This window comes from Sediminibacillus albus, assembly GCF_900101125.1.
In the GTDB taxonomy this organism is placed as follows: Bacteria; Bacillota; Bacilli; order Bacillales; family Amphibacillaceae; genus Sediminibacillus; species Sediminibacillus albus.
In genome coordinates, this window is the sequence record NZ_FNFL01000001.1 from 1,186,723 (window position 1) to 1,208,193 (window position 21,471).

24 protein-coding genes and 1 rRNA gene are annotated in these 21,471 nt (G+C 42.0%); 6 read left to right on the plus strand and 19 right to left on the minus strand.

Annotated features, from left to right (window positions below; all coding sequences use genetic code 11):
* Positions 1-127: 127 nt before the first annotated feature.
* On the plus strand, positions 128-1,045 hold the full coding sequence (locus BLR93_RS06135) for a zinc dependent phospholipase C family protein (RefSeq protein ID WP_093212190.1): 918 nt from the start codon (positions 128-130) through the stop codon (positions 1,043-1,045).
* Positions 1,046-1,308: 263 nt separating this feature from the next.
* Here the strand turns inward: BLR93_RS06135 and BLR93_RS06140 are convergent, their stop codons facing one another.
* The 6 genes from BLR93_RS06140 to BLR93_RS06165 form a co-directional block, all read right to left on the minus strand.
* Positions 1,309-2,607: an MFS transporter gene (locus tag BLR93_RS06140; protein ID WP_245690072.1), complete on the minus strand. Its 1,299-nt coding sequence runs from the start codon at positions 2,605-2,607 to the stop codon at positions 1,309-1,311.
* A gap of 386 nt (positions 2,608-2,993) precedes the next feature.
* Complete coding sequence (locus BLR93_RS06145) at positions 2,994-3,812, minus strand: M15 family metallopeptidase (RefSeq protein WP_093212193.1); 819 nt, start codon at positions 3,810-3,812, stop codon at positions 2,994-2,996.
* 197 nt (positions 3,813-4,009) lie between these two features.
* Positions 4,010-4,252, minus strand: coding sequence for an IDEAL domain-containing protein (locus BLR93_RS06150; RefSeq protein WP_093212195.1), 243 nt, complete (start codon positions 4,250-4,252; stop codon positions 4,010-4,012).
* Positions 4,253-4,421: 169 nt separating this feature from the next.
* Entirely contained in the window at positions 4,422-5,660 is a 1,239-nt protein-coding gene (locus BLR93_RS06155; protein ID WP_093212198.1) for an MFS transporter, read from the minus strand.
* 140 nt (positions 5,661-5,800) lie between these two features.
* Positions 5,801-6,406 carry an NAD(P)H:quinone oxidoreductase gene (gene wrbA, locus BLR93_RS06160; RefSeq protein WP_093212200.1) on the minus strand — a complete coding sequence of 202 codons (606 nt, stop codon included), beginning with the start codon at positions 6,404-6,406 and terminating at the stop codon, positions 5,801-5,803.
* A 204-nt stretch (positions 6,407-6,610) separates the two neighbouring features.
* Complete coding sequence (locus BLR93_RS06165) at positions 6,611-6,823, minus strand: hypothetical protein (protein ID WP_093212202.1); 213 nt, start codon at positions 6,821-6,823, stop codon at positions 6,611-6,613.
* 255 nt (positions 6,824-7,078) lie between these two features.
* On the opposite strand from BLR93_RS06165, the gene BLR93_RS06170 reads away from it, so the two are divergent.
* Positions 7,079-7,957: a cation diffusion facilitator family transporter gene (locus BLR93_RS06170; protein ID WP_093212204.1), complete on the plus strand. Its 879-nt coding sequence runs from the start codon at positions 7,079-7,081 to the stop codon at positions 7,955-7,957.
* Positions 7,958-8,032: 75 nt separating this feature from the next.
* Here the strand turns inward: BLR93_RS06170 and BLR93_RS06175 are convergent, their stop codons facing one another.
* The 3 genes from BLR93_RS06175 to BLR93_RS06185 are packed head-to-tail and all read right to left on the minus strand — an operon-like array spanning position 8,033 to position 9,619.
* Entirely contained in the window at positions 8,033-8,575 is a 543-nt protein-coding gene (locus tag BLR93_RS06175; protein WP_093212206.1) for a GNAT family N-acetyltransferase, read from the minus strand.
* Positions 8,576-8,600: 25 nt separating this feature from the next.
* Positions 8,601-8,894 (minus strand): AzlD domain-containing protein, encoded by a 294-nt coding sequence (locus BLR93_RS06180; protein ID WP_093212208.1) that lies wholly within the window; start codon positions 8,892-8,894, stop codon positions 8,601-8,603.
* A complete protein-coding gene (locus BLR93_RS06185) occupies positions 8,891-9,619 on the minus strand; it encodes an AzlC family ABC transporter permease (protein WP_093212210.1) in 729 nt (242 codons plus the stop codon). The genes BLR93_RS06180 and BLR93_RS06185 overlap by 4 nt, the downstream gene beginning before the upstream one ends.
* Positions 9,620-9,985: 366 nt before the next feature.
* On the opposite strand from BLR93_RS06185, the gene nhaC reads away from it, so the two are divergent.
* Positions 9,986-11,356, plus strand: a complete 1,371-nt coding sequence (gene nhaC, locus BLR93_RS06190; RefSeq protein ID WP_093212212.1) for a Na+/H+ antiporter NhaC — start codon at positions 9,986-9,988, stop codon at positions 11,354-11,356.
* A 36-nt stretch (positions 11,357-11,392) separates the two neighbouring features.
* On the opposite strand, the gene BLR93_RS06195 is transcribed toward nhaC, so the two are convergent.
* Together BLR93_RS06195 and map are read right to left on the minus strand one after the other, a co-directional pair.
* Positions 11,393-12,172, minus strand: coding sequence for a cobalamin-binding protein (locus BLR93_RS06195; protein WP_093212214.1), 780 nt, complete (start codon positions 12,170-12,172; stop codon positions 11,393-11,395).
* A 67-nt stretch (positions 12,173-12,239) separates the two neighbouring features.
* A complete protein-coding gene (gene map, locus BLR93_RS06200) occupies positions 12,240-12,995 on the minus strand; it encodes a type I methionyl aminopeptidase (protein ID WP_093212216.1) in 756 nt (251 codons plus the stop codon).
* 273 nt (positions 12,996-13,268) lie between these two features.
* Between map and BLR93_RS06205 the strand changes: the two genes are divergently transcribed.
* Complete coding sequence (locus BLR93_RS06205; RefSeq protein ID WP_093212218.1) at positions 13,269-13,787, plus strand: GNAT family N-acetyltransferase; 519 nt, start codon at positions 13,269-13,271, stop codon at positions 13,785-13,787.
* Between the two features lie 79 nt (positions 13,788-13,866).
* Here the strand turns inward: BLR93_RS06205 and BLR93_RS06210 are convergent, their stop codons facing one another.
* On the minus strand, positions 13,867-13,995 hold the full coding sequence (locus tag BLR93_RS06210; protein ID WP_093212220.1) for a YjcZ family sporulation protein: 129 nt from the start codon (positions 13,993-13,995) through the stop codon (positions 13,867-13,869).
* 201 nt (positions 13,996-14,196) lie between these two features.
* On the opposite strand from BLR93_RS06210, the gene BLR93_RS06215 reads away from it, so the two are divergent.
* Complete coding sequence (locus BLR93_RS06215; RefSeq protein ID WP_093212223.1) at positions 14,197-14,814, plus strand: NUDIX hydrolase; 618 nt, start codon at positions 14,197-14,199, stop codon at positions 14,812-14,814.
* A 152-nt stretch (positions 14,815-14,966) separates the two neighbouring features.
* On the opposite strand, the gene BLR93_RS06220 is transcribed toward BLR93_RS06215, so the two are convergent.
* From BLR93_RS06220 to mug, 3 genes are all read right to left on the minus strand, one after another.
* A complete protein-coding gene (locus BLR93_RS06220; RefSeq protein ID WP_093212225.1) occupies positions 14,967-16,919 on the minus strand; it encodes an aconitate hydratase in 1,953 nt (650 codons plus the stop codon).
* 254 nt (positions 16,920-17,173) lie between these two features.
* Positions 17,174-17,932: a (S)-benzoin forming benzil reductase gene (locus BLR93_RS06225; protein WP_093212227.1), complete on the minus strand. Its 759-nt coding sequence runs from the start codon at positions 17,930-17,932 to the stop codon at positions 17,174-17,176.
* Between the two features lie 21 nt (positions 17,933-17,953).
* Positions 17,954-18,454 (minus strand): G/U mismatch-specific DNA glycosylase, encoded by a 501-nt coding sequence (gene mug, locus BLR93_RS06230; RefSeq protein ID WP_093212406.1) that lies wholly within the window; start codon positions 18,452-18,454, stop codon positions 17,954-17,956.
* A gap of 105 nt (positions 18,455-18,559) precedes the next feature.
* Here mug and BLR93_RS17965 point away from each other — a divergent pair, with 105 nt between their 5' ends.
* On the plus strand, positions 18,560-18,697 hold the full coding sequence (locus tag BLR93_RS17965) for a hypothetical protein (RefSeq protein ID WP_175559258.1): 138 nt from the start codon (positions 18,560-18,562) through the stop codon (positions 18,695-18,697).
* A gap of 49 nt (positions 18,698-18,746) precedes the next feature.
* On the opposite strand, the gene BLR93_RS06235 is transcribed toward BLR93_RS17965, so the two are convergent.
* From BLR93_RS06235 to rrf, 4 genes are all read right to left on the minus strand, one after another.
* The gene (locus BLR93_RS06235) at positions 18,747-19,181 is read right to left on the minus strand and encodes a hypothetical protein (protein ID WP_093212229.1); all 435 of its coding nucleotides are present in this window, start codon (positions 19,179-19,181) and stop codon (positions 18,747-18,749) included.
* A gap of 14 nt (positions 19,182-19,195) precedes the next feature.
* Entirely contained in the window at positions 19,196-20,203 is a 1,008-nt protein-coding gene (locus tag BLR93_RS06240) for an STAS domain-containing protein (protein ID WP_093212231.1), read from the minus strand.
* A 327-nt stretch (positions 20,204-20,530) separates the two neighbouring features.
* Positions 20,531-20,908 (minus strand): DUF2512 family protein, encoded by a 378-nt coding sequence (locus BLR93_RS06245; protein WP_175559259.1) that lies wholly within the window; start codon positions 20,906-20,908, stop codon positions 20,531-20,533.
* A 245-nt stretch (positions 20,909-21,153) separates the two neighbouring features.
* Positions 21,154-21,269: ribosomal RNA gene (rrf, locus tag BLR93_RS06250) — 5S ribosomal RNA — on the minus strand.
* Between the last annotated feature and the right edge of the window lie 202 nt (positions 21,270-21,471).

The following is a 21,471-nucleotide window of genomic DNA, read 5'->3' on the forward strand; positions in this document are numbered from 1 at the left end:
TCAAGGCTCTCTTTTTTTCCCCCACTTCTCAGAAACGACACAAAATTCAATAATTGTCCATTCTATTAAGCCATATCATCTTATATAATATTTTAAATAGAGATGTACCTGACAGGAGGGGAAAAACTTGCCGAACATTTGGACACATATCTTATTTTGCGAAGAAATTGCTGACTCATTACAAAAGAATACTCCCTACATACAGCAGGAAGTATACATGAATTTAGGTGCACAGGGCCCGGATCCATTTTTTTACCATAACTTCTGGCCTTGGAAAAAAGAATCAGACGTCAATAAAATTGGGACCGTACTGCACACGGAGAAATGTGGAGAATTCCTCATCGACTTAATCTGCCAAGCTACTCTAGCTTCTTCAGAAGTACAGGCCTATGTTTTTGGCTTCGTAACGCATCATATTCTTGACCGGAATGCTCACCCGTATATACACTACAAAGCAGGCTATGACGGACATAACCATCAAAGGCTTGAAGTAATCATTGATACACTGATGACAGAAAAGCTTCGCCATTTAAAAACATGGAAAGCACCCGTGTATAAGGAAATCGACGCCGGTAACCGGATGGACCAGACAGTTGCCGACTTCCTGGACAACACAATCAGAAAACACTACAAGCAAAGTACCGCAGGAATTCCTGAAAAGTATATCCAGCATTCCTACCGTGATATGAAGCTGGCCCTTAGAATCCTTTATGATCCAAATGGGTGGAAGAACTCCTTGTTTCCTTCATTAGTTTCAGCCTTTTCCCACCGGCCGGTAGAAACAGATATAGATTACCTGAACGAAGGCAATGACACTTGGTTTCATCCAGCCACAAAAGAAGCTTCCCAGGAAAGCTTTTTGCAATTATATGATAAAGCAAGGAACGAAGGAATAGAGATTATGAATGAAGTACTCAGCTATTGGAAAGAGCCAGCCCAATCAAAAGAAGCCAAATTAACAGCATTAATTGACAATATTTCCTATGATACAGGCAAACCCCTGAGTTCCAAACTAAGAAATAAACACAGCAACCCAATCGTATGAAAATTCAAAAGTGAAAGTGCCCGGTTTGCGGCGTATGGGGTGGACTGCACCGTAGGAGATAAAGGAAACACGGAGCAGCGCGACGATGTTGACTTATCGGACGGAGGAGCAGGAAGCCCACTAGACGCTGGGCACTGGAACTAGACGTTCAAAAGTGAAAGTGCCAGGTTTGCGGCGTATGGGGTGGACTGCACCGCTGGAGCATCGGGGTTTATATAATAATAGAGCCGGCAGAGCTAATTACCGCTGCCGGCTCTTTCCATTTATTTAGACACTACTTCGACTTTCAATTCATCGTTTGTCTGTTCTTTTGCTTGAGCCATTCCTTTGTCGATATTCACCATTTTCAACAAAAGGATACCAGCGATAAAAAATATCAGTAATGAAATGATACCAAATCTGCTTGATCCTGTAACCTGCCCAACAAATCCAAATACAAATGGCCCAAAAACAGCTGCGAATTTGGAAGAAATACCATAAAAACCGAAAAATTCCGCATGTCGATCATCGGGAACCATCCTGCCGAAGATAGAGCGGCTTAACGCTTGGGCTCCTCCCTGTACTAATCCGACACAAATCGCAAGTAAATAAAAGTGCAGAGCAGTACTCATGAAAAACCCTAAAATCACAATGCCAACATACGCATATAGTGTAACTGTCAAAGCCTTTTTCGCGGAAATTTTTCCAGCGATCCAGCCAAACATAAATGTAGAGGGAATGCCGACAAATTGAGTAATTAAAAGAGCGGTGATTAAGGAATTTGTGTCGATTCCAATATCTTTCCCATAGATGGTAGCCATTTTAATAATCGTCGAAATACCATCATTATAAAGCCAAAATGCCAATAAAAAAATCAATAATTGCCGGAACTTCTTGATTTCTTTAAATGTATTGCCCACCCGTTTAAAACCTATCATTGCATAAGACTGCGTTCGTTCCCGCTTGACCGGCTGCTCTTCCCGAATATTTTTGAAAAGCGGAATGGAAAAAATAAACCACCAGATACCAACTGTGGCAAATGCTACTTGACTTGCGGCAGCCTGATCCGGAATACCGAACCAATCGTGCTTAATTAGCATGATCACATTGGCTGCCAAAAGCAGCCCACCGCCAATATAACCATACGCATAGCCTCTAGTTGATATTTTATCAATATCCTCGCCTTTGGCCACTTCAGGTAAAAAAGCATCGTAGAAGACATTTCCACTTGAAAAACCAATCGTTCCTACAATCAGCAGAAGCGAGGCAAATAAGTAGTCCCCTTCTCCGACAAATGCCAGCAAAACACTGGCAATCATCCCCATGTAAGCAAAAAAACGAAGAAACTTCTTCTTGGCAGCAGAATAATCACTGATCGCTCCTAATACCGGGGCCATTACGGCGACGATCAATACTGCAATCGACTGTGAATAAGCCCAATAGCTTGTCGCTGCATTTTCTTCAAGTCCTTTGGCGGCTACGTCGTAATAAAAGACAGGTAATATAGCAGCCATTATGGTTGTGGCAAAAGCGGAATTGGCCCAGTCATACAGAAGCCAGCTTCTTACTGGTTTTCTTTCCACTCCCTTCCCTCCCTTTTCCATTAGTTAGTATAAGCATAACAAAAAAAACCCGCATTCATATTAAGATATTGTATTTTTTCCAACGTTCTTGCTTTAAACTTCTTGTTACTTCGTTAAATTAGCAATAAGTATCCAAGTAGATTATTACTGTATTATGCGTTTATCATGGTTATATGCACAATTCCCGTTTTGTTGCTGGACAGCTTCCCTGTATTTTGGAAAAGGTGCATGAATTGCTGTTAGAGAGGGACCCTCCCAAAGTGGCTGTTTTCGGTCGTGCTTTTTTCTTTATTTGGATCCTCTACGGTTGGACACCCGCAGTTTTAAACAGTTCAACAGCGATAGAATAGAAAAGGCGTCCCGGCTGGCCGGGACGCCTTTGTGCATCAATCGAAGTATTCCTCTAACGTGATATCTTGATTATATATTTCTTCAGCAATATCCTTACCTACGTAACGAAGATGCCAAGGCTCGTAGCTATATCCAGTAATATCGCTCTTTCCTTCTGGATAACGGATAATAAAACCATAATTATGGGCATTGTCTGCCAGCCATTGTCCCTCATCTGTTTGTTTGAATGTCTGCTCTAATGCAAAGGCAACTTCTGCAGATGTTACATCCATGGCAAGGCCAGTTTGGTGCTCACTGGTGCCTGGCCGGGCAGAAAACTTATCCGCCTCTTCCTGACCCCTGCTCTCGACATTTTGCTGGTATATTTGCTTCTGGCGTTCATAAGAGCGGTAGCCAGAGGCAGCAACCAAATCCAAGCCAGCCTGCTCTGCGCCACGGAATAAATCTTCCAAAGCAGAAGCTGCTGTTTCACGCATATATCTTTTCTCCAAATCCTCTTCAAAATAAAACGGTACATCAGGAGCAGTTAAATCTGGCGGTTCATATCCATCCGGCAATTTACGCTGTTTATTAACAAGAACTTGCAGGCTTTCTGGATTATCAACAGTTACGATTCCTTCCTTGCCCTCATCGTTCTCATCTTCAGATTCTCCCGACTTATCGGTTTCCTTATTTTCATTTTCGCCATCCTCATCCTGTCCTTCGCCTTCTTTCGGATCCTGGCTGGCTTGCTGCTTATCATCCAATTCTGTTTCACTTCCCTGATTATCCGAACCAGACTTTGGTTCGTCCTCTTGGCAGCCGAGTAACCCTGCACTTATGATGGTTATTATTAATAATGCTTTTAACTTCATGATTATCCCTTCGTTTCTTGTTGATTATAGCTCTCATCTATAAAGTGTAACATAATTTTTCGGATTTGGACGCTCTCGAAATATGGAAAATTAATGGATTGTCATTGCGATAAAGGCACCCCCATGAATGAAATAGATATCAAATAACAAAAAAATCCTTGCCAGGCAGCGGCAAGGATTCCTATACTTTGTAACGGTTACTCCCTTACAAAAGATTGATATTGTTTACTTAAAGCAAGAAAGGCTTCTTTGTCACTAGCATCAATGGAATGGTTAATTTGAGCTTCTAAGTGTGATTTGTTCCAGTTAAAACATAATTCGTCGAGAAGTAATTTAGTCGCAAGCTTAATTTCATAGGATATTTCACGTTTGGCTACGATTTTACTTTTCCTATTGGTTCCAAAAGCCTGTAATCTGTAATTGATCTTATGCTTTTTCATGGAACACGCCCCCTTGTTCCTTTTTTTTATTATCCTAGAAAATGAGTAATAACGCAACAATTTTCTGAATATTTATTAAATAATTCCCTGGATTTCTTTTAACCAAACGTTTATCAGCCAAAAAAAGCTTGGTATGCTTTGATTTAGCAGCTACCAAGCTTTCTTAACTTTAGCCAGATTGATCTGCTTCCGGCCTGATTGCTTTAAATGAAAGCAACGCAGCGACAACAGCGAGGCTCGCCAACAAAACAACCATCCAAGTCAAGTCGACCTTCATCAGTAAGGCAATTACCGGCGGTCCTGCCGCCACCCCTAGATATCGGGCTGAACTATAAATGCAAGTAATTGTCCCTCTTACCCCTTTATCTATGCTTTCCGTAATAAGGGCATCCAAACAAGGGAGACCCGCCCCAATTCCAATACCGCAAATGAGAAATACCATCAGCAGATAAATAAATTGATCAGAAAAACGGACAGCAATTACTGCAAGGCCAGACAACAATATACCTGAAAAAGTAATCCACTTCATTTTGACCAGGTCGTCTTTAATCACTCTCCCCGTAATATAGGACGCCAGGCACAATGCCGCTAATGGGCCGGCTAAATAAAAACCCTTTTTTATTCCTGTGAAGTGGTAATGGTCTTCTAAAACACTCGATAAATAAAAAAGAATTCCAAACAAGATAAACATTAAAATAGCTCCGATGGCAAACACGGCCGTCAGCCATCCTCCATGCTCTTGGAAAGCCTTTTTTGTGTTTGCCCGAAATTCTTTGAACTTAGGCCCCTTCTCATCATTCTTCGGTTTTTTTACCAATAAAAAAATTAGAACCATTGATATTAGACAAAAAACCGGGATAGCAAAAAAAGGGAGATACCAAATAACACCAGCAAGTATCGCTCCTAATATCGGGCTAAGTACTTTGCCGAACGTATTCGATGTTTCAATTAACCCGAGCGTAGAGCTGACATCTTCTTCTCTGCGGAACATATCTCCTACGAGGGGCAGTACAATAGGGGCAGTTCCAGAAGTGCCTATCCCCTGCAAAATTCTGCCCAGCAGGATAAACAGAAACGGGTCATCGATTTTCCAGGAAGCATATCCAGAAATCAGGCCGCCGACACCCACTACAGCAAGGGAGGGCAGGATAACAATCTTCCTTCCAAACCGGTCTGAAAGAAAACCGGCTAAAGGTATGAAAAAAATGGCAACAATAGAGTAAACAGTAATAATATAGCTTGATTGCAGTTTAGAGATATCCATCTCTTTCTCCATTAACGGCAATACTGGGATAAGCATAGAATTCCCTAACGTCATAATAAGCGGTATAGATGCCAGAGAAACAATTGCCCACCTTTTTTCATGCACTTCACTTTCCTGATGGTGAGGTTGGTTGGTAGAATTCATCAGTAGTATTCCTTTCTACATTTACTCTCCTTTCATGTTTTCCTATATAGTGACATTTCATGCAAAGATAAGATTGGACGCCTCCAACTAAAAAAACCCACCTCTCCTCGATAAGGGGTGGGCTTTTTTTCTTTAGTGGATCAGTTTTGGGCGATCTTTTTGGTTACCTCTACCGTTCTTTTAGCCTGATGCTTGACGGCAGCTTCTACGTCCTCAACCATATTTCCGTCTTGATCGACACTGACACTGATACCATATGGGTTTCCTCCCGCTGCAAACGTAACAGGATCGGTATAGCCTGGTCCGACGATAATAGCTCCCCAGTGGAACATTGTAGTGTACAGGTTCAATGTAGTGGCTTCCTGACCGCCGTGGGCGTTTTGTGCGGAAGTCATAGCACTGACAACTTTGTTGACCAATTTTCCTTCCGCCCATAACCCCCCAGCTGAATCGATGAATTGCTTCGCTTGTGCTGGCACATTACCGAAACGGGTCGGTACACTGAAAATGAATCCATCAGCCCAATCGAGATCATCGTTAGTAGCCTCAGGAACATCTTTGGTTGCCTCATAGTGGGCTTTCCAAGCCGGATTTTGAGCAATTGCTTCTTCAGGTGCCAACTCTTTGATTTTACGTACTCTTACTTCTGCACCTGCATCCTTTGCTGCAGCTTCTGCCCATTGTGCAAGTTGATAATTGGTGCCAGTCGAACTATAATAAAAAATTCCCAGTTTCACCATGTTAATGCTCCTTTCTTTATGTTAAAAAATATTATTCTCTTTATAAAAGAGAGTATGCACGTATATCTATTCCCGGGCTTACTTTGTAGTAAGCCTCTAATTTGTACTATCCATGTTCAAATACAGTCTGACTCCTCAAGGTCATCAGTGGGGTTACCAGCCTTTGGAATAAAAAAGAGGCGAGCCGATGCTCTGCCTCTTTTATGCTTTCTATACTACTTTACTGTAGGATGGAAAAGTCCAGTAACAATCTCCCCATCCTCTTTGGACAGCCAATTCGTCAAAAGTGGCAGCCTGACTGTTATAAAAGTTAATGATTGCTTCTTCTACTGTTTCTTGGTTGGGATTATAGGAGAGTAATATTGGTTTGGAGAAGCGCATCCCATCTACCGAACCCTCAATAATAATCGTTTCACGATACATGCTCTCACTCCCTTAATATAATAAAAACTATAATGATGAATGCTTAGTATTTCTTTACCCGATTTTGCACAAAATTAATCCTATGCAAGCAAATACATGGTCGTTGAACCTTTATTTACATTTCAGTAATGAAAAAAAGTTGAATGCCGGCAATTTTGGTGCCTACATCAAGTTTTGTTTCTCTAGACTTATTGAAGTTTTGTTTGGTAAGCTATGTTTGCTGGAAAAGCCTAAGAAGCGGAGGCAAAAATAGACATGGGTCAATATGAAAATTTAAAAAGAGGAGAACGAGGTGCATGGATCAGCATTACTGCTTATCTAATCCTGGCTCTTGCTAAATTAATCATTGCATCTGTCGGAAGCTCTGATGCCTTAAGGGCTGACGGATTGAATAATACAACGGATGTCGTTGCATCTATCGCCGTATTAATCGGACTGCGGATTTCAAGAAAACCTCCGGATGAAGACCACCATTACGGGCATTTCCGTGCAGAAACAATTGCCTCGCTTGTAGCTGCTTTTATTATGGTTACTGTCGGCTTTCAAGTAATCTTGAATACCTTTCAAAAAATTATAGAAAATACCCACTCACAGCCAAGCATGCTCACAGCCTGGACTGCAATCGGCAGTGCTGTGATTATGCTGGCAGTCTATCGATTTAATTTAAATCTTTCCAAGAAGGTAAAGAGTTCATCCCTGTATGCGGCTGCCCAGGATAATAAATCTGACGCCTTAGTAAGTATCGGAGCGTTTACCGGTATTGTCGGCGCCCAATTCGGGGCATTCTGGCTCGATCCGGTTGCTGGGTTGATTGTTGGGCTGATTATTTGCAAGACAGCCTGGAACATCTTTCGCGATGCTACTCATACATTAACGGATGGCTTTGATAAAGAGGAGTTAATGCAAATCAAAGACAGTATCGCAAGCGACGAAGAAGTGGAAGAAGTTAAAGATATAAAAGGACGGTTACACGGTAACCAAACCCTCGTAGAGGTCACGATTTATGTGAATCCAAGGCTTGATGTAAAAGAAAGCCATGAAATTACCGTTCGTATTGAAAACCTGTTAGAAGAGGAGCATGACATTCAGCATGCCCATATTCATATCGAGCCTGCCCCACCCCAACCTTTATAGTTTCATAAACAACGACCAGGCAGTACCATTGACTGTCTGGTCGTTTATTTTATGTTTCCTGCGCTATATTATTGTTTATTTATGTCGCAGTTTTTCAGCTAATTCTTCAATGCTTTTCCATCCATAGGCTGACTCTTGATATGTACCTTCTCCGATAGTGGTCTCTTCCTTGTCAATCTGGCGTGCCCCATGCTTGGCATAAAAGTTGCTGGAAGGATTTCGCGTCAGTACCCACACGAGCATCGATTGATATCCCTCCCTGACCATTTCTTCTGTAAAAGCAGCAAGCATTTTAGAGCCGATCCCCTGCCTTTGATAGGAAGGGAGCAAATAAATAGCGTATATCTCACCATCGTAACCGAACCGTTTCGTCCGTTCCTTTCCCCCTGATACGAAGCCAATAATTTCTCCGTCCGCTTCTTTTTCAACAACGAGCGCCGGCTGGCCAGTCTGGGGCATCTTCAATATTGTTTCCCAAAGCGCTTTCCGGTTTTCGTAAGTAATATTGGACATATCCTTTTCATTAATTAACTCGGAATAGGTCGTTTTCCAACTGTTGACATGGACATTAGCAATTTTTTCAGCATCGGTTAAATCGGCTTTTCTAATCTGAAACAATGCTTCTCCCCCTCGGTTGTGATAATTAAATTGTTAGTAAAAAAACAGCGGCAATAGCTCCAAGGACGACCAGGATAATATTTAACCCACATAAGGCTAAAATGACTGCAACTGCTCCTCCCAGCAGGCCGATATGCGGTTCATCCGGTTTGACGGAAAGAATTCCAGGAAATATCAACGCACCCAGAGCTGCATAAGGGATAGCATTCAGCCAGCTGTTCATCCATTCTGGAAAATGTAATTTGTCGACGATATAAGCAGGGATGACCCTCGGAATCATGGTAACAAGCGACATACCAACGATAATCAATAAAATCACTGTTCTCCCCCTTTCAGGAAATAAATCCCGCTTAAGCCACCGACAAGGGTGCCGGTAACAATTGCCCAGCCATTACTTACAAACTGACTGCAAATAAAATTAATTAACATAGCAAGAACTGCAATCAGCCCCACTTTAACTTCTTTTTTAACGCTTGGCAGCAGTAAGCCGATAAACATGGCATATAAGGCAATCCCCATGCTTTGGCTCAATGCTTCGGGAATAATATCACCGATGATTCCCCCTAAAAAGGAACCACCAACCCAGGAAGCATAAGCAGTCAGCATTAAAGCGGCGTAAAAGTACATTCCTTTCTCTTGTTTTGCTTCATTAGGATGCAAGGAAGCAACAGAAAACGTTTCATCAGTCAACCCTAACGAAAGAGGGACTTTCCACCCTACGCCGAATTCCCGAATCCTATTCATAAACGAAAAACTCATGACAAAATGGCGGAAATTAAGGACGAATGTAGCAATAATAATTTCAGCCGCCCCTGCGCTGATGGCAATCATGTTAGCACCCATAAACTGGCTTGCTCCTGCGAAAACCAGCACACTCATCAGCGTTATTTCCCAGACAGCCATGCCAGCCTGTTTTGCTAAGACTCCATATGTCAGAGCAATTGGCAAGTATCCTAACATAATTGGAAAACCCTTAGAAATGCCTCTTTTAATCATATAAAGGCGGACAGACACTTGTTCCTTCTCCATTGCTTTGGATGTCATAGGGATATGCTCACTCCTGCTATTTTCATTTAAAAAAATGTATTGGTAAAAAAAGAGATTACTATATTTATCTCATAGTTATTGACAGCGTGACAAGCTTTATTGTATTATTCACGGAAACACATTGCTAATAATTAATCGCAGATTTCAAAGTAGACTCTTTGCCGTGCAGTTGTTAGAGACCGGATGGCTGGTGAAAATCCGGGCAGGACAGAGTTGAATTACAAAATCGGTTCAGGCGATTCATGTTGAGTTGGATGAATTTCATCAATTAGGGTGGTACCGCGGAGTCAAACTTCGTCCCTTTCAGGGATGGAGTTTTTTTGTATCTTATTTTAAATATTTTGTAAGGAAAGGAGCATTTCCATGTTTCAAATAGAACCAAAGCAATCATTATCGTGGCAGGAAGCATTATTTTTACTGCTCACAGTCATCGCTCTAATAAGTACTTTTATTATTAAGCTTGAAACAGTTCCGCACCTCCCATTAATACTCGCAATTCTGTACATTATGACATACGGGCTGGTCAAAAAATTACCTTTTTCCCAGCTGGAAACAGGACTGATCAAGGGAGCTACAGCAGGGGTTGGCGCTGTTTTCCTATTTTTACTGATTGGTATCTTAATAAGCAGCTGGATGGTAAGCGGTACAATCCCGATGCTAATGGATACGGGGATCCGCTTGATCGGAGGAACTTGGTTTTACGCGATTGTATTTGTTGTCACAGCTATCATTGGTACAGCTTTAGGCAGTTCTCTAACTACAAGCGCAACAATCGGAGTAGCTTTTATAGGGATGGCACAAGCAATGGATTTATCATTGGCAATTTCTGCGGGAGCCATCGTGTCCGGAGCCTTTTTTGGTGATAAAATGTCTCCCTTGTCAGATACCACCAATCTTGCTTCCACCATAGTAGAAGTGGATTTGTTCAGCCACATTAAGAATATGGCATGGACCACCCTGCCCGCTTTTCTGGTCACGTTTGTCCTGTTCGCGGCCTTATCGCCTAGTCAACAAATAGATGCCGGCCAATTGGAAAATTACCAACAAGGCTTGCAGGCATCCGGCCTTCTTCATTGGAGTGCCTGGATTCCCTTGCTTCTGTTAATCGGATTCACCCTGTTCAAAATCCCGGCTTTTGTAACACTTGCTGCCAGCAGTTTAACTGCTGCCCTGATCGCTGGATTCAAAGGGAATCTTTCTTGGATTGCTATTTGGAATAGTTGGTTTGCCGGCTATTCATCGAATACAGGCGTGGAAAGTGTCGATGGACTTTTAACCAGAGGGGGGATGGAAAGCATGCTGTTCACAATTTCTTTGGTACTGTTGGCATTGGGATTGGGCGGATTATTATTTGTCACAGGCATTATTCCATCGCTTTTATTAACCATCGAGAAAAAACTGATTAGTTTACACTCCATCACTTTGACTACTGTTTTTACAGCAATTGGTGCAAATATCTTGATTGGCGAGCAATACCTATCGATTTTGCTGACAGGAGAAACTTACAAAAAAGTTTATGACAGGGCTGGGATTTCCAGAAAGAAGTTATCACGCACCCTAGAAGATGCCGGAACGGTGATCAATCCACTTGTTCCCTGGAGTGTCTGCGGTGTTTTCCTTGCTGATGTTCTAGGGGTCCCAGTATTAACTTACCTGCCCTTCGCTTTCTTTTGCCTGCTTTGTCCAATAATGACAATTATCATTAAAGGAAATACCAGCAAAGAAAAGGCATAAACCGCTACTATTATCTGATTTACGCTCCCTATTTCCTTATAGGGAGCTGTTTTTTTTCAGTACTTGCTCCAGTTTATCCAGACCGACCAGCAGCCGCGGAGATGGTCGGCAGAATAGAGATTCCGGGAGGATATGGATGTTGTCTTTTTTGACCGCATCAACATTTTCCCAGCCTGGCCGTTTTCTGATTAGTTCCGGCCGCATTTTTTTCTCTTCCACTCCTACCCACACCATACAAATATGTTCAGGATTCCTTTTCCTGACATCCTCCCAATCGGTTTGGATACTGGCGGCATCCTCTGTTTCGAAGATGTTCCAGCCACCGGAAAGCCGGCTGATTTCGGTCAGCCAGTTTTTGCGGCCCGGAGTAAATATTGGTTTCGGCCACCATTCCCAATAAAGGGAAAACCGCTGACTCCTTTTATCGGCTGCAGCCTCATAAAAATGGACTTCCTGTCTAAATTGTCCAGCTTTTTCATCCCCCAGGTCTTTATCACCTAAGGCCTCTGCCACTGTTCGCAAATCCTCGGCAATTTCCTCTAGAGTATTAGGATTTAACACGAGAAAAGGAAGCTTTTTTTCTTCTAATGCTTTAATATTGCTCTCCATTCCTGGCACGCTTAAAGAAGCTAACACGAGATCAGGCTCTAATGCAGCGACTTTTTCCATATCAATCGACAAATCCGGACCAAGTCTTGGCAATTTGTTTACAGAATCCGGATAGTCAGAAAAATCATCAACAGCGATCAAGTGGTCTATTTTCCCTAAATAATCAAGCAGTTCCGTATTGCTCGGACATATTGATATTACCCGCATATTTATATCTCCTTTCACTAACAGCACTGCAGCTTATGTAAAAAAAGAGAAAGCATGCTGCTTTCTCTTAGATTTCGTCTTGGCCAGTAAGAATTCTTGGCCCCTCTTTAGTTATCACTACGGTGTGCTCATATTGAGCAGAGCGGCCCTGGTCCGTCGTCCGTGCTGTCCAATTATTTGTGTCCATTTGGCTGTGCCAACTACCTTCATTCAGCATGGGCTCGATAGTTACTACCATACCTTCTTTAAGGCGAAGGCCTTTCCCTGCTTCCCCAAAGTGGGGGATATGGGGGTCCTCATGGATGGTAGGTCCAATCCCATGACCGGTAAAGTCCTTCACTACGGAAAAACCTTCCGCCTCAGCATACGTTTGAATGGCATGCCCGATATCACCGATACGTTTGCCCACTTCTGCCTGCTCAATCCCTTTATATAATGATTTCTCTGTTACTTCCATTAATCGTTTCGCTTTTTCATCTACGTCTCCGACCGCATATGTCCAAGCAGAATCGGCAAGTCCTCCATTTAAATTGACAACCATATCGATAGTGACGATATCCCCATCTGAAAGTTTATCTTCCCGGGGAAAACCATGGCAGATTTCATCATTGATTGAGGCGCAGGTAGCAAACTGATAACCATTATATCCTTTTTGCTCCGCGGTGGCTCCGTGTTCAGCCAAGTATTTTTCTACAAAGTTTTCAATCTCCATTGTTGTAATGCCTGGTTTTATCATTTTTGCTATCTCTTTATGGCAGGATGCCAGCAATTTGCCTGCTTCCTGCATTTTCTCAATTTCTCTTTTACTTTTACGTGTAATCATCTAAGACTTCCTTTCTTCTCCATCTATTTTATCATGTGGTTAAACAGCCCGCAAAGCCCGGGGAATAACCAATTATATAAAATAATTTATGCCTTTCTCTTGGTTGGCATGCTGTTAGTGTAAAGCCATATTAAAGTTTACCACGGGATTCATCTCCCGTAAAATCAGTTGAAAATAATATAAAAGCAATAGAAAACATGTAATTTTGCAGGTGGGGGATGTTAAAATAAAACAATTATAAGTTATATATATTTTACAAAGTGGGGGTTACAAATGGAAATTAAAAGACTTGGCAAGGAAGACGGCAAAGATTATTGGGAACTGCGCCTGGAGGCCTTACAAAAAAACCCTGAGGCTTTCCTCACCAGCTATCAAGCGGCAGTGGAAAAAAAAGACCCGATTCAAACGATTCAATCCCGACTGGAAGCGGCTAACAATTATACATACGGCGCATACCTTGCTGATCAATTGGTCGGAATAGTAACCATGCTGCGGAATGAACACGCTAAAACTGCCCATAAGGCCGATATTCTTGCTATGTATGTTTCCAGTGAAGCACGAAGGCATAATGTCGGCTTTCAGCTAATACGTAAAGCACAGGAAGAAGCTTATACTATAGGAATTGAACAATTAGAGCTTAGTGTGGTTGCAGGAAATCTCCCCGCAAAAAAGCTATACGAGAAAGCAGGCTTTTCCCGTTATGGAGTAGAACCTAACGCCATCAAGGAAAATGGGGAATATATGGATGAGGAATTAATGATATGTTTTATTGATTCTCCAAATCCTGCCTAGCCGAACGAATTAATAAGCAGAGGTACACCCCTAAATCGGGATACCTCTGCTTGTTTGTATCTATATTGTACAGCGGAAATTAATAGCCGTATCCTCCGCCATAGCCACCACCACTGAACCATGATGACCCTACGATAATAAGCAAAATAAACAACACAACAATTAACGCAAATCCTGAACCATATCCATAACCTGCTCCTGAACTCATTTAAACAATCCCTCCTTTTTCCGATGTACTATAGAGTATGTAGCACCACGGAAGTCGGAAGGGCATTTATAAAAATTGGGTATATGACCATTTTAATCGCTAATGTGTTTAAAACTATGTCAATCGATGAACGATAGAAACAGCCTTCGCTGATTTTATCTATGATAAACTAATAACAAGATTCTATCCGGAGGTGAAGCAATGGAACCAAGGTGGCTGTCGTGGGCGAAAGAAATCCAGGCCTTATCGCAAGCAGGAATTACTTATACAAAAGATGCCTATGATAAAGAGCGGTATGAAAGACTAAGAGAAATCAGCAAGGAAATTATGGGCGAATACACGAATATGCCGATCGACAAGTTGACTGGACTGTTCACAAATGAAACGGGTTACCAAACACCAAAAGTCGATATACGTGCAGTGATCGTGGAACAGGAAAGAATATTGCTCGTTAAGGAAAAATCGGATGGTAAATGGGCATTACCAGGAGGATGGGGAGATGTCGGGTTTTCGCCAGGTGAAGTGGCTGCCAAGGAAACATTAGAAGAAGCGGGATTAAAAGTCACCCCTGTAAGAATGCTGGCTGTCTATGATACGAAAAATCATAACCACCCTTCAATGCCTTACCATGTTTATAAATTATTTATCTATTGTGAAAGAAAGGATGGAAGGTTGTCTGGAGGACTTGAAACTAGCAAGGCAGCTTTTTTCAAAAAAGACCGATTACCTGAACTTTCCCCCGCCCGAAATACATATGAGCAAGTAGCACAATTGATTGCTGACACTGCAAATCCACGAACACCATGCAGATTTGACTAAATATTAAAAGGAAAGCCGGAGACCGGCTTTCCTTTTAGCAATTTTTTTGAAGCAGGTCGCTTCCGCTTTTGTTCATCCAGCTTCTGCTCCCAGCGACTTGGGAACTTCCCCCGCCTCGTACGATAAGTCAATATCGGTCGCTTCCGCTTTTGTTAACTATTTCTTGCTTCTCCTTCTCTTACCCAGTTGATTAGGCCGCCATGGAGCATTACTTCAATTTGGCGTGGTGATAGGGAGTGCTTTGCTTGTATCGGCCCTTTTCCTTTTACTTCTATCTCTAATTTGTTTGTGTTAGGCAATGTCTGATGAAGATTTTTCACGGATAGAATATCACCGTGTTCCAAGATATCGTAATCTTCTTCATTAACAAACTCTAGCGGCAATACTCCGAAATTAACGAGATTTTGCCAGTGAATTCTAGCATAGTCCTTAACTACCACAAAACGTAATCCGAGATACCTCGGTGCCAAAGCAGCATGCTCACGGCTTGATCCCTGGCCATAATTCGTACCGCCTATGATTACATGACCGCCCTGTTCGCGAATCTCCAACGCCCGCTTATAATAAGTCCCATCTAAAATTTCAAAAGTGAATTTGCTTATTTCCTCTAAGTTACTCCGGAACGGGAGTACTTTTCCGCCTCCGGCCAATATTTCATCTGTTGAAATGTCATCACCGACTTTAAATAGCACCGGAAGCTCCATTTCATCTGGAAGGGCATCGAATTCTGGAATACTTGATATATTTGGCCCTTTCACTAACTCTATCTCCCTTGCCTCCTCTAACGGCAGCGGCTCCTCTAACAATTCGTTATTAATGGTCGGCTTCTCCGGAATACTCACTTGTGGATAATCCATCTCCAAATCGCGAGGATCGGTTATTTTGCCGTAAAGAGCGGAGGCTGCAGCAGTTTCCGGGCTGCACAAGAATACTGAATCCTCCCTTGTTCCTGACCGTCCGGGAAAATTCCTCGGTGTTGTTCGTAAGCTGTTTCTGCCAGTTGCCGGTGCCTGGCCCATGCCAATACAGCCATTGCATCCTGCCTGGTGCAATCTGCCGCCTGCCTGGATGAGCTCAAACAGTAAGCCTGATTTGGTTAAATCCGAGAGCAGCTGCCGGGAAGCTGGGTTGATATCTAGGGAAACACTGTTGGAAACTTTTTTTCCCTTTACTATTTCGGCAACAATTGCAAAATCCCGGTAGCCCGGATTTGCAGAAGAACCAATATACGCCTGGTAAATTGGTTCACCGGCAACTTCCTTCACAGGAACAACATTCCCGGGGCTGGAAGGTTTGGCAATCAATGGTTCCAGCTCAGACAGATTAATTGATTCTTCTAAGTCATAAACGGCTCCTTTATCTGCTTTGAGCTCAGTCCAATCTTCTCCTCTTTCTTCCATTTCCAAAAACTTCTTTACCTCTTCATCAGATGGAAACACTGTCGTCGTGGCGCCAAGTTCCGCTCCCATATTGGCGATAACATGACGGTCCATAGCACCTAGCTGTTTAACTCCCGGACCATGGAATTCAATAATTTTTCCGATCCCGCCTTTTACACCATGTCTGCGAAGCAATTCCAAAATGACATCCTTTGCACTTACCCAGTCTGGCAGCTCGCCCGTCAGTTCAATGCCCCAGACTTTTGGCATTTTTACATAAAATGGCTGGCCGGCCATTGCCAAAGCAACCTCCATTCCGCCTGCTCCCATAGCAAGCATTCCAATTGACCCTGCTGCGCATGTATGGCTATCCGATCCAACCATCGTCTTTCCTGGCTTGCCAAGCCGCTGCATATGGACTGGATGACTTACACCATTTCCCGGTTTGCTAAAATGTATGCCAAATCTTCTGGTAGCACTTTCAAGAAATAGATGATCATCGGGATTTTTATGATCTGCCTGGATCAAATTATGATCAACATACTGGGCAGACGCTTCCGTTTTTACTTGATCAATCCCCATCGCTTCTAATTCCAGCATTACTAATGTCCCGGTAGCATCCTGTGTTAATGTTTGATCAATCTTCAAGCCTATTTCTTCCCCTGGTTCCATCGTTCCTGAAACTAAGTGGTCCTTGATTAATTTTTGGGCAACATTTAGAGCCATGAATGATCTCCTTTCTGTTGTTTTCATTAATTAGACTACTAAGCAGTAAATTCGAATTTTCCTGATGTATTAAGTTTATAAGCAATCTAAAAAAACAAATATGGTATATAAGTCTTTTTCCTTACTTAACCTGCTTTCAAACGTTTAAAGATGGATTTCCCAAATTTTCCGCAAAAAAGCACAGTCGTCAGCTTGATAAATCGGGCATATCCAAGCTCACACGACTGTGCTTCTATACCAGCAATCAGAATTATTTAATATAAATCCTTAATACTGTAAATTTTGCCGTTCACCAAGTCCTCTCCTTCTTCCAGGAAGTTAAGCAGAGCTTCAGCAACAACTTTTGTATCTCTTAAACTATTCGTTTCCTTATATTGTTTAAAGTTCTCCACATCCTTGAATTGTTCCTCGCTGGAAGATCTGATGGTCCCCTGCATCTCTGTATCCATTATGCCTGGGTCGTATAAGATCGCTTTGCAGCGAGTGCCTAGTTCCTCCTGCTCCAGGGCGACTGTCTCTGTAAAACGATTAAGCGCCGCTTTTGTACTGCAATAGGCACTCCACCCGTAAACAGACCGTTGCGCCGCGCCAGAAGTGACATTGACAACTACAAGTTCAGTTCTCGACGCTGCTGCTTGGTGAAGAAACAAATTAGACGTGGCCATAGGAGCTGTTAAATTAACATTCACATGGTTGCTCAAGCTTTCCACGCTATAATTGCCGGCAGTATCTACAGGATTAACGACACCTGCATTGTTTATTAGATAAACCTTATGATACATACCATTAAAAGCTTTATTTGCTATCTCTGTAAATATCGCTTCCACTTGATGGAGATTGTTTAGATCACACTTCTTGGATTCAAATGTTGTCGAGTTGTCTTCAGCCACCTTTTGTAAATGCTTGTTTTCCTGCCGGGCCAGTCCCATAACCGCTGTCCCTTTCTCCAGCATGAGCTCAGCGATTGCAGCTCCGAGTCCTCTTGAAACACCTGTGACAATTGCTAGTTCCACGGATAGTTCCCTCCATTCAACCTAAATTAAGCTTGTTAACTGTCGATAAATATCAACGATTTCCTCCATCTTCATTCTTACCAGCCCACTAGAAGAAGGAGCAACAAATTCAATACACCCATTGGTTACAGATTGTTCCTGAACACCCCAGGACACCTTCCGCCTCTTACTGTATTGCTGATAAACGCCTTTCCCGACAAAGCAAACGACTTTCGGCTGATAATACGCTATTTTTTTCTTTAATTCTACTCTTCCTTGTTGGTACTCTTGCTTTGTTATCTCTGCAGCTTCTTTGGTTGGCCTCGACACAATGTTCGTAAGCCCATACCCAAAGTCAAGGAGACGAACATCCTCTGCAGCTGTTAATTTTCTAGGGGTCAGTCCAGCCCTGTATAAAATTGTCCAGAACCGGTTATTTGGGTTTGCATAGTGATGGCCGGTTTCCGAAGATTTAAGGCTTGGGTTAAAACCAACAAACAACACGTTTAACTGTTTTTGCAAATGATCGGGTATTGGCTGCAGCATTGTTCTGATTTCCTTTCTTTCTTCGCTTCCACTAATCCTTTTGACAAACATGAATAGTAGTTTTAGATTTGGCAAGGCTACTGGTAAAAAGGAGTTTTCAAAATGAAGAAAAAGCAGGACTACAAGTTAAGCTATGAATCGGACGGAAAAATGGGCAAAGAAATGAAACGTCAAACCAAAGATAAAACGGAATCCAAGGATGAAAAAATGTTTTTTAATACTACACAGTCAAGCGAATAAATTCTCATCTTTTCTATAGACCGGCGTCCTAATACAGGGCGCTGGATTTCTACTTTCCTACCTTCACATTTTTTAAGCCGTTTTTGACAAACTCATCCTCATACTTCTCAGCTAGCTCCAATCTTCTTTCTATATCTTTATTCTGTAACTTGCCTACCGGTCCTAGTTCTCTTAATAAATCCCGATTGGCAAGTCGATATGTTAGTTCTTCCCAAAAGTTATAATCCTCATAATCCTTTATATATGTATGAAGCTTTTCTTCATAGGAATTTTCAAATTCATACATATCATCTAAATCAGGATAATGGTTCACTTCATCCTCCATGCCCGCTTCCTTATAATTAGAAAAAATCTTTTTCTCCAAATCACTGTATTCTTTTATTTCTTCATTGCGATGTGCATTGACCAACCAATTTCCCAAATAAGCCATTTCGATCAGCTTTTGGTACTCTCCTTGTGATAATTCCAACTTGACCTTGCTCATTTATGCTCCTCCTATCACCCGATAATTTGCTTGCCTTCCTGGGCTAAAGCAAAATGGATTGCATGCTTTAATGTGGAAAAATAATCAATGTCCTGCATTTCTATATTAGACTCTGTCAATTTCATGCTCAATTTTGGGGAGATACCTACAATTACACTTTTGGTGCCCAGTAACTTGGATGAGTTGGTAAGGCTTTGCAGCAAGGAAATGGAATAAGCGTCAATGTCACTGTCAAGCCCGGTAACATCTAAGATTAAAAAATTCGCTTCATACGCAGGCAATTCTTCCATGGTACGTTTAAAGAGGTCATCAGCACGAGCTTCATCATACTTTCCGATAAGCGGCATTACTACAATACCATCCAAAACGGGAATCAGCGGAGATGATATCTCTTTGACTAGATTCATCAACGTTTCCGTTCTCTCTTCTACCTTCCGTTCCAGTCGTTGTATTTCATCTTGTTCGTTCTGTCTAATAAAGCTATGTATATCTTTAATGGGCGACCCATTAGAAGGGAAATAGCGTATTTCATCATACTCATCGCCAGTAAGTTGGCTTTTGACCACTGAAAAACTGGTATTCCGATTAAACAAACCTGTTAAAGTTCCTGCAAAATGGCCAGCTAAAAATGTTCCCATTTTCTCTTTTCTCTGCAACTTATTCACTTTATATTCCCAGCTGTTTTTCATCCTGATTAATGCTGTTTCGTTTTCCGCGGAAAAATCGACAATTTCCAGCTCGCACCAGCCAGCGGCAGCATATATCTCTGGCAGTGAATGTACTACATTTTCTATGCTGTCTTGTTTAAAGAAATCACTAACTATCTTCCCCATGCGGAATCCAGCTGTTTCCATTACTATGTTGGCAGCAGCATCACCAGACACTTCTTCGATTGTGTCCAAAAAAGATTTCATAGCTGTTTCAATCCAGAATATAATTACATCCTGGCCCTCAAATCTCATACTTCCTTTCCCCGGTATCCAAGTATAACTCGGGTGCTTATCTATAATTGAATCGCCCATTTATATATTCTTCCTCTCTTCATAGTTGTCTGTGTACAGTAAAGTTCTTATTTAATTTTATCACCCAGCATGGCTTTTCAAAAGTAATACGCAGGCTGTGTGGATAAATCAAAATACGGAGGAAGGTTCCCATAAGATTATATACCACTGGTTTTCTTTGCTATAAGATCAAAGGGACATTGCCCCGAAAAGTCAGGCCAATGGATCGATAAATGTATAGGGCTGAGTGGGAAGCAACGTGTTCGATTTATTAAATATAAAAAGCCTTGGTTCTTTATAGAGCCAAGGCTTTTTATTCATTTTTTCTTTTAAGGGAGCGAGCATTGTTTAGTAATTTTCTGACAAGCGTCTATTTTCCCTAAGAGGGGCTAAGTCATTTTTCAGCAGCCACTTATGATAGAACCATTCTCCTGCAGCAATTGCTATTGCTGTTACAAGTGCTGGTAAAAAGGTACTTCCTGCTCCGATTACTGCGAGTCCTATCCAAAGCACAACCAATGCTAAACCAAAATCTGAAATTGTTGCAATCATGTTACTTGTCCGCGGAAAAATCATTACGTCACCTAATGCATAGGCTGCAGCGATTAGTATAATACCTAGGACAGTGGTACTCCAGAAAGAGATATCAAATATTAAAGTCATGATAATCCACATTATTGGCAATACCATTAAAGCTTTCATACCGAGTGCCTTACCGTGTTCCATGAAAATACCTCCTTTGTGATATTTATAATTCTCATTCCCAGGGGCTACTGTCAATAAACGTCTACTCGGCATTTTAGGTCATTTTTCCTATTGCATTCATTTTATATATTTGATATTCAGATAGTTATCATTATATCTACTTTAAATTGAGCGGTGTACCCCTGATCATGGTTATTTCCTATTCCGGTTTTGCATATAAAAAACACCCTTCAAGAGAATCATCTCTCAAAGGGTGTTTTGTTTTTGCCTGGCGGCGTCCTACTCTCGCAGGGGCAAAGCCCCAACTACCATGGGCGCTGAAGAGCTTAACTGCTGTGTTCGGCATGGGAACAGGTGTGACCTCTTCGCTATTGCCACCAGACCTACAGGACTTAGGTCGTTCTGTGTCGTTCATAGGAAGTGAACGGTTTTAACAGAACTTCCTAAATGGTAAATCAAAAGTTTGCACCTTCAAAACTAGATAAGAAGGAAAGACATCAACGAACACGCTTATTGCTTTGTTTTAAGTTAAGTCCTCGATCGATTAGTATCCGTCAGCTGCACGTGTCACCACGCTTCCACCT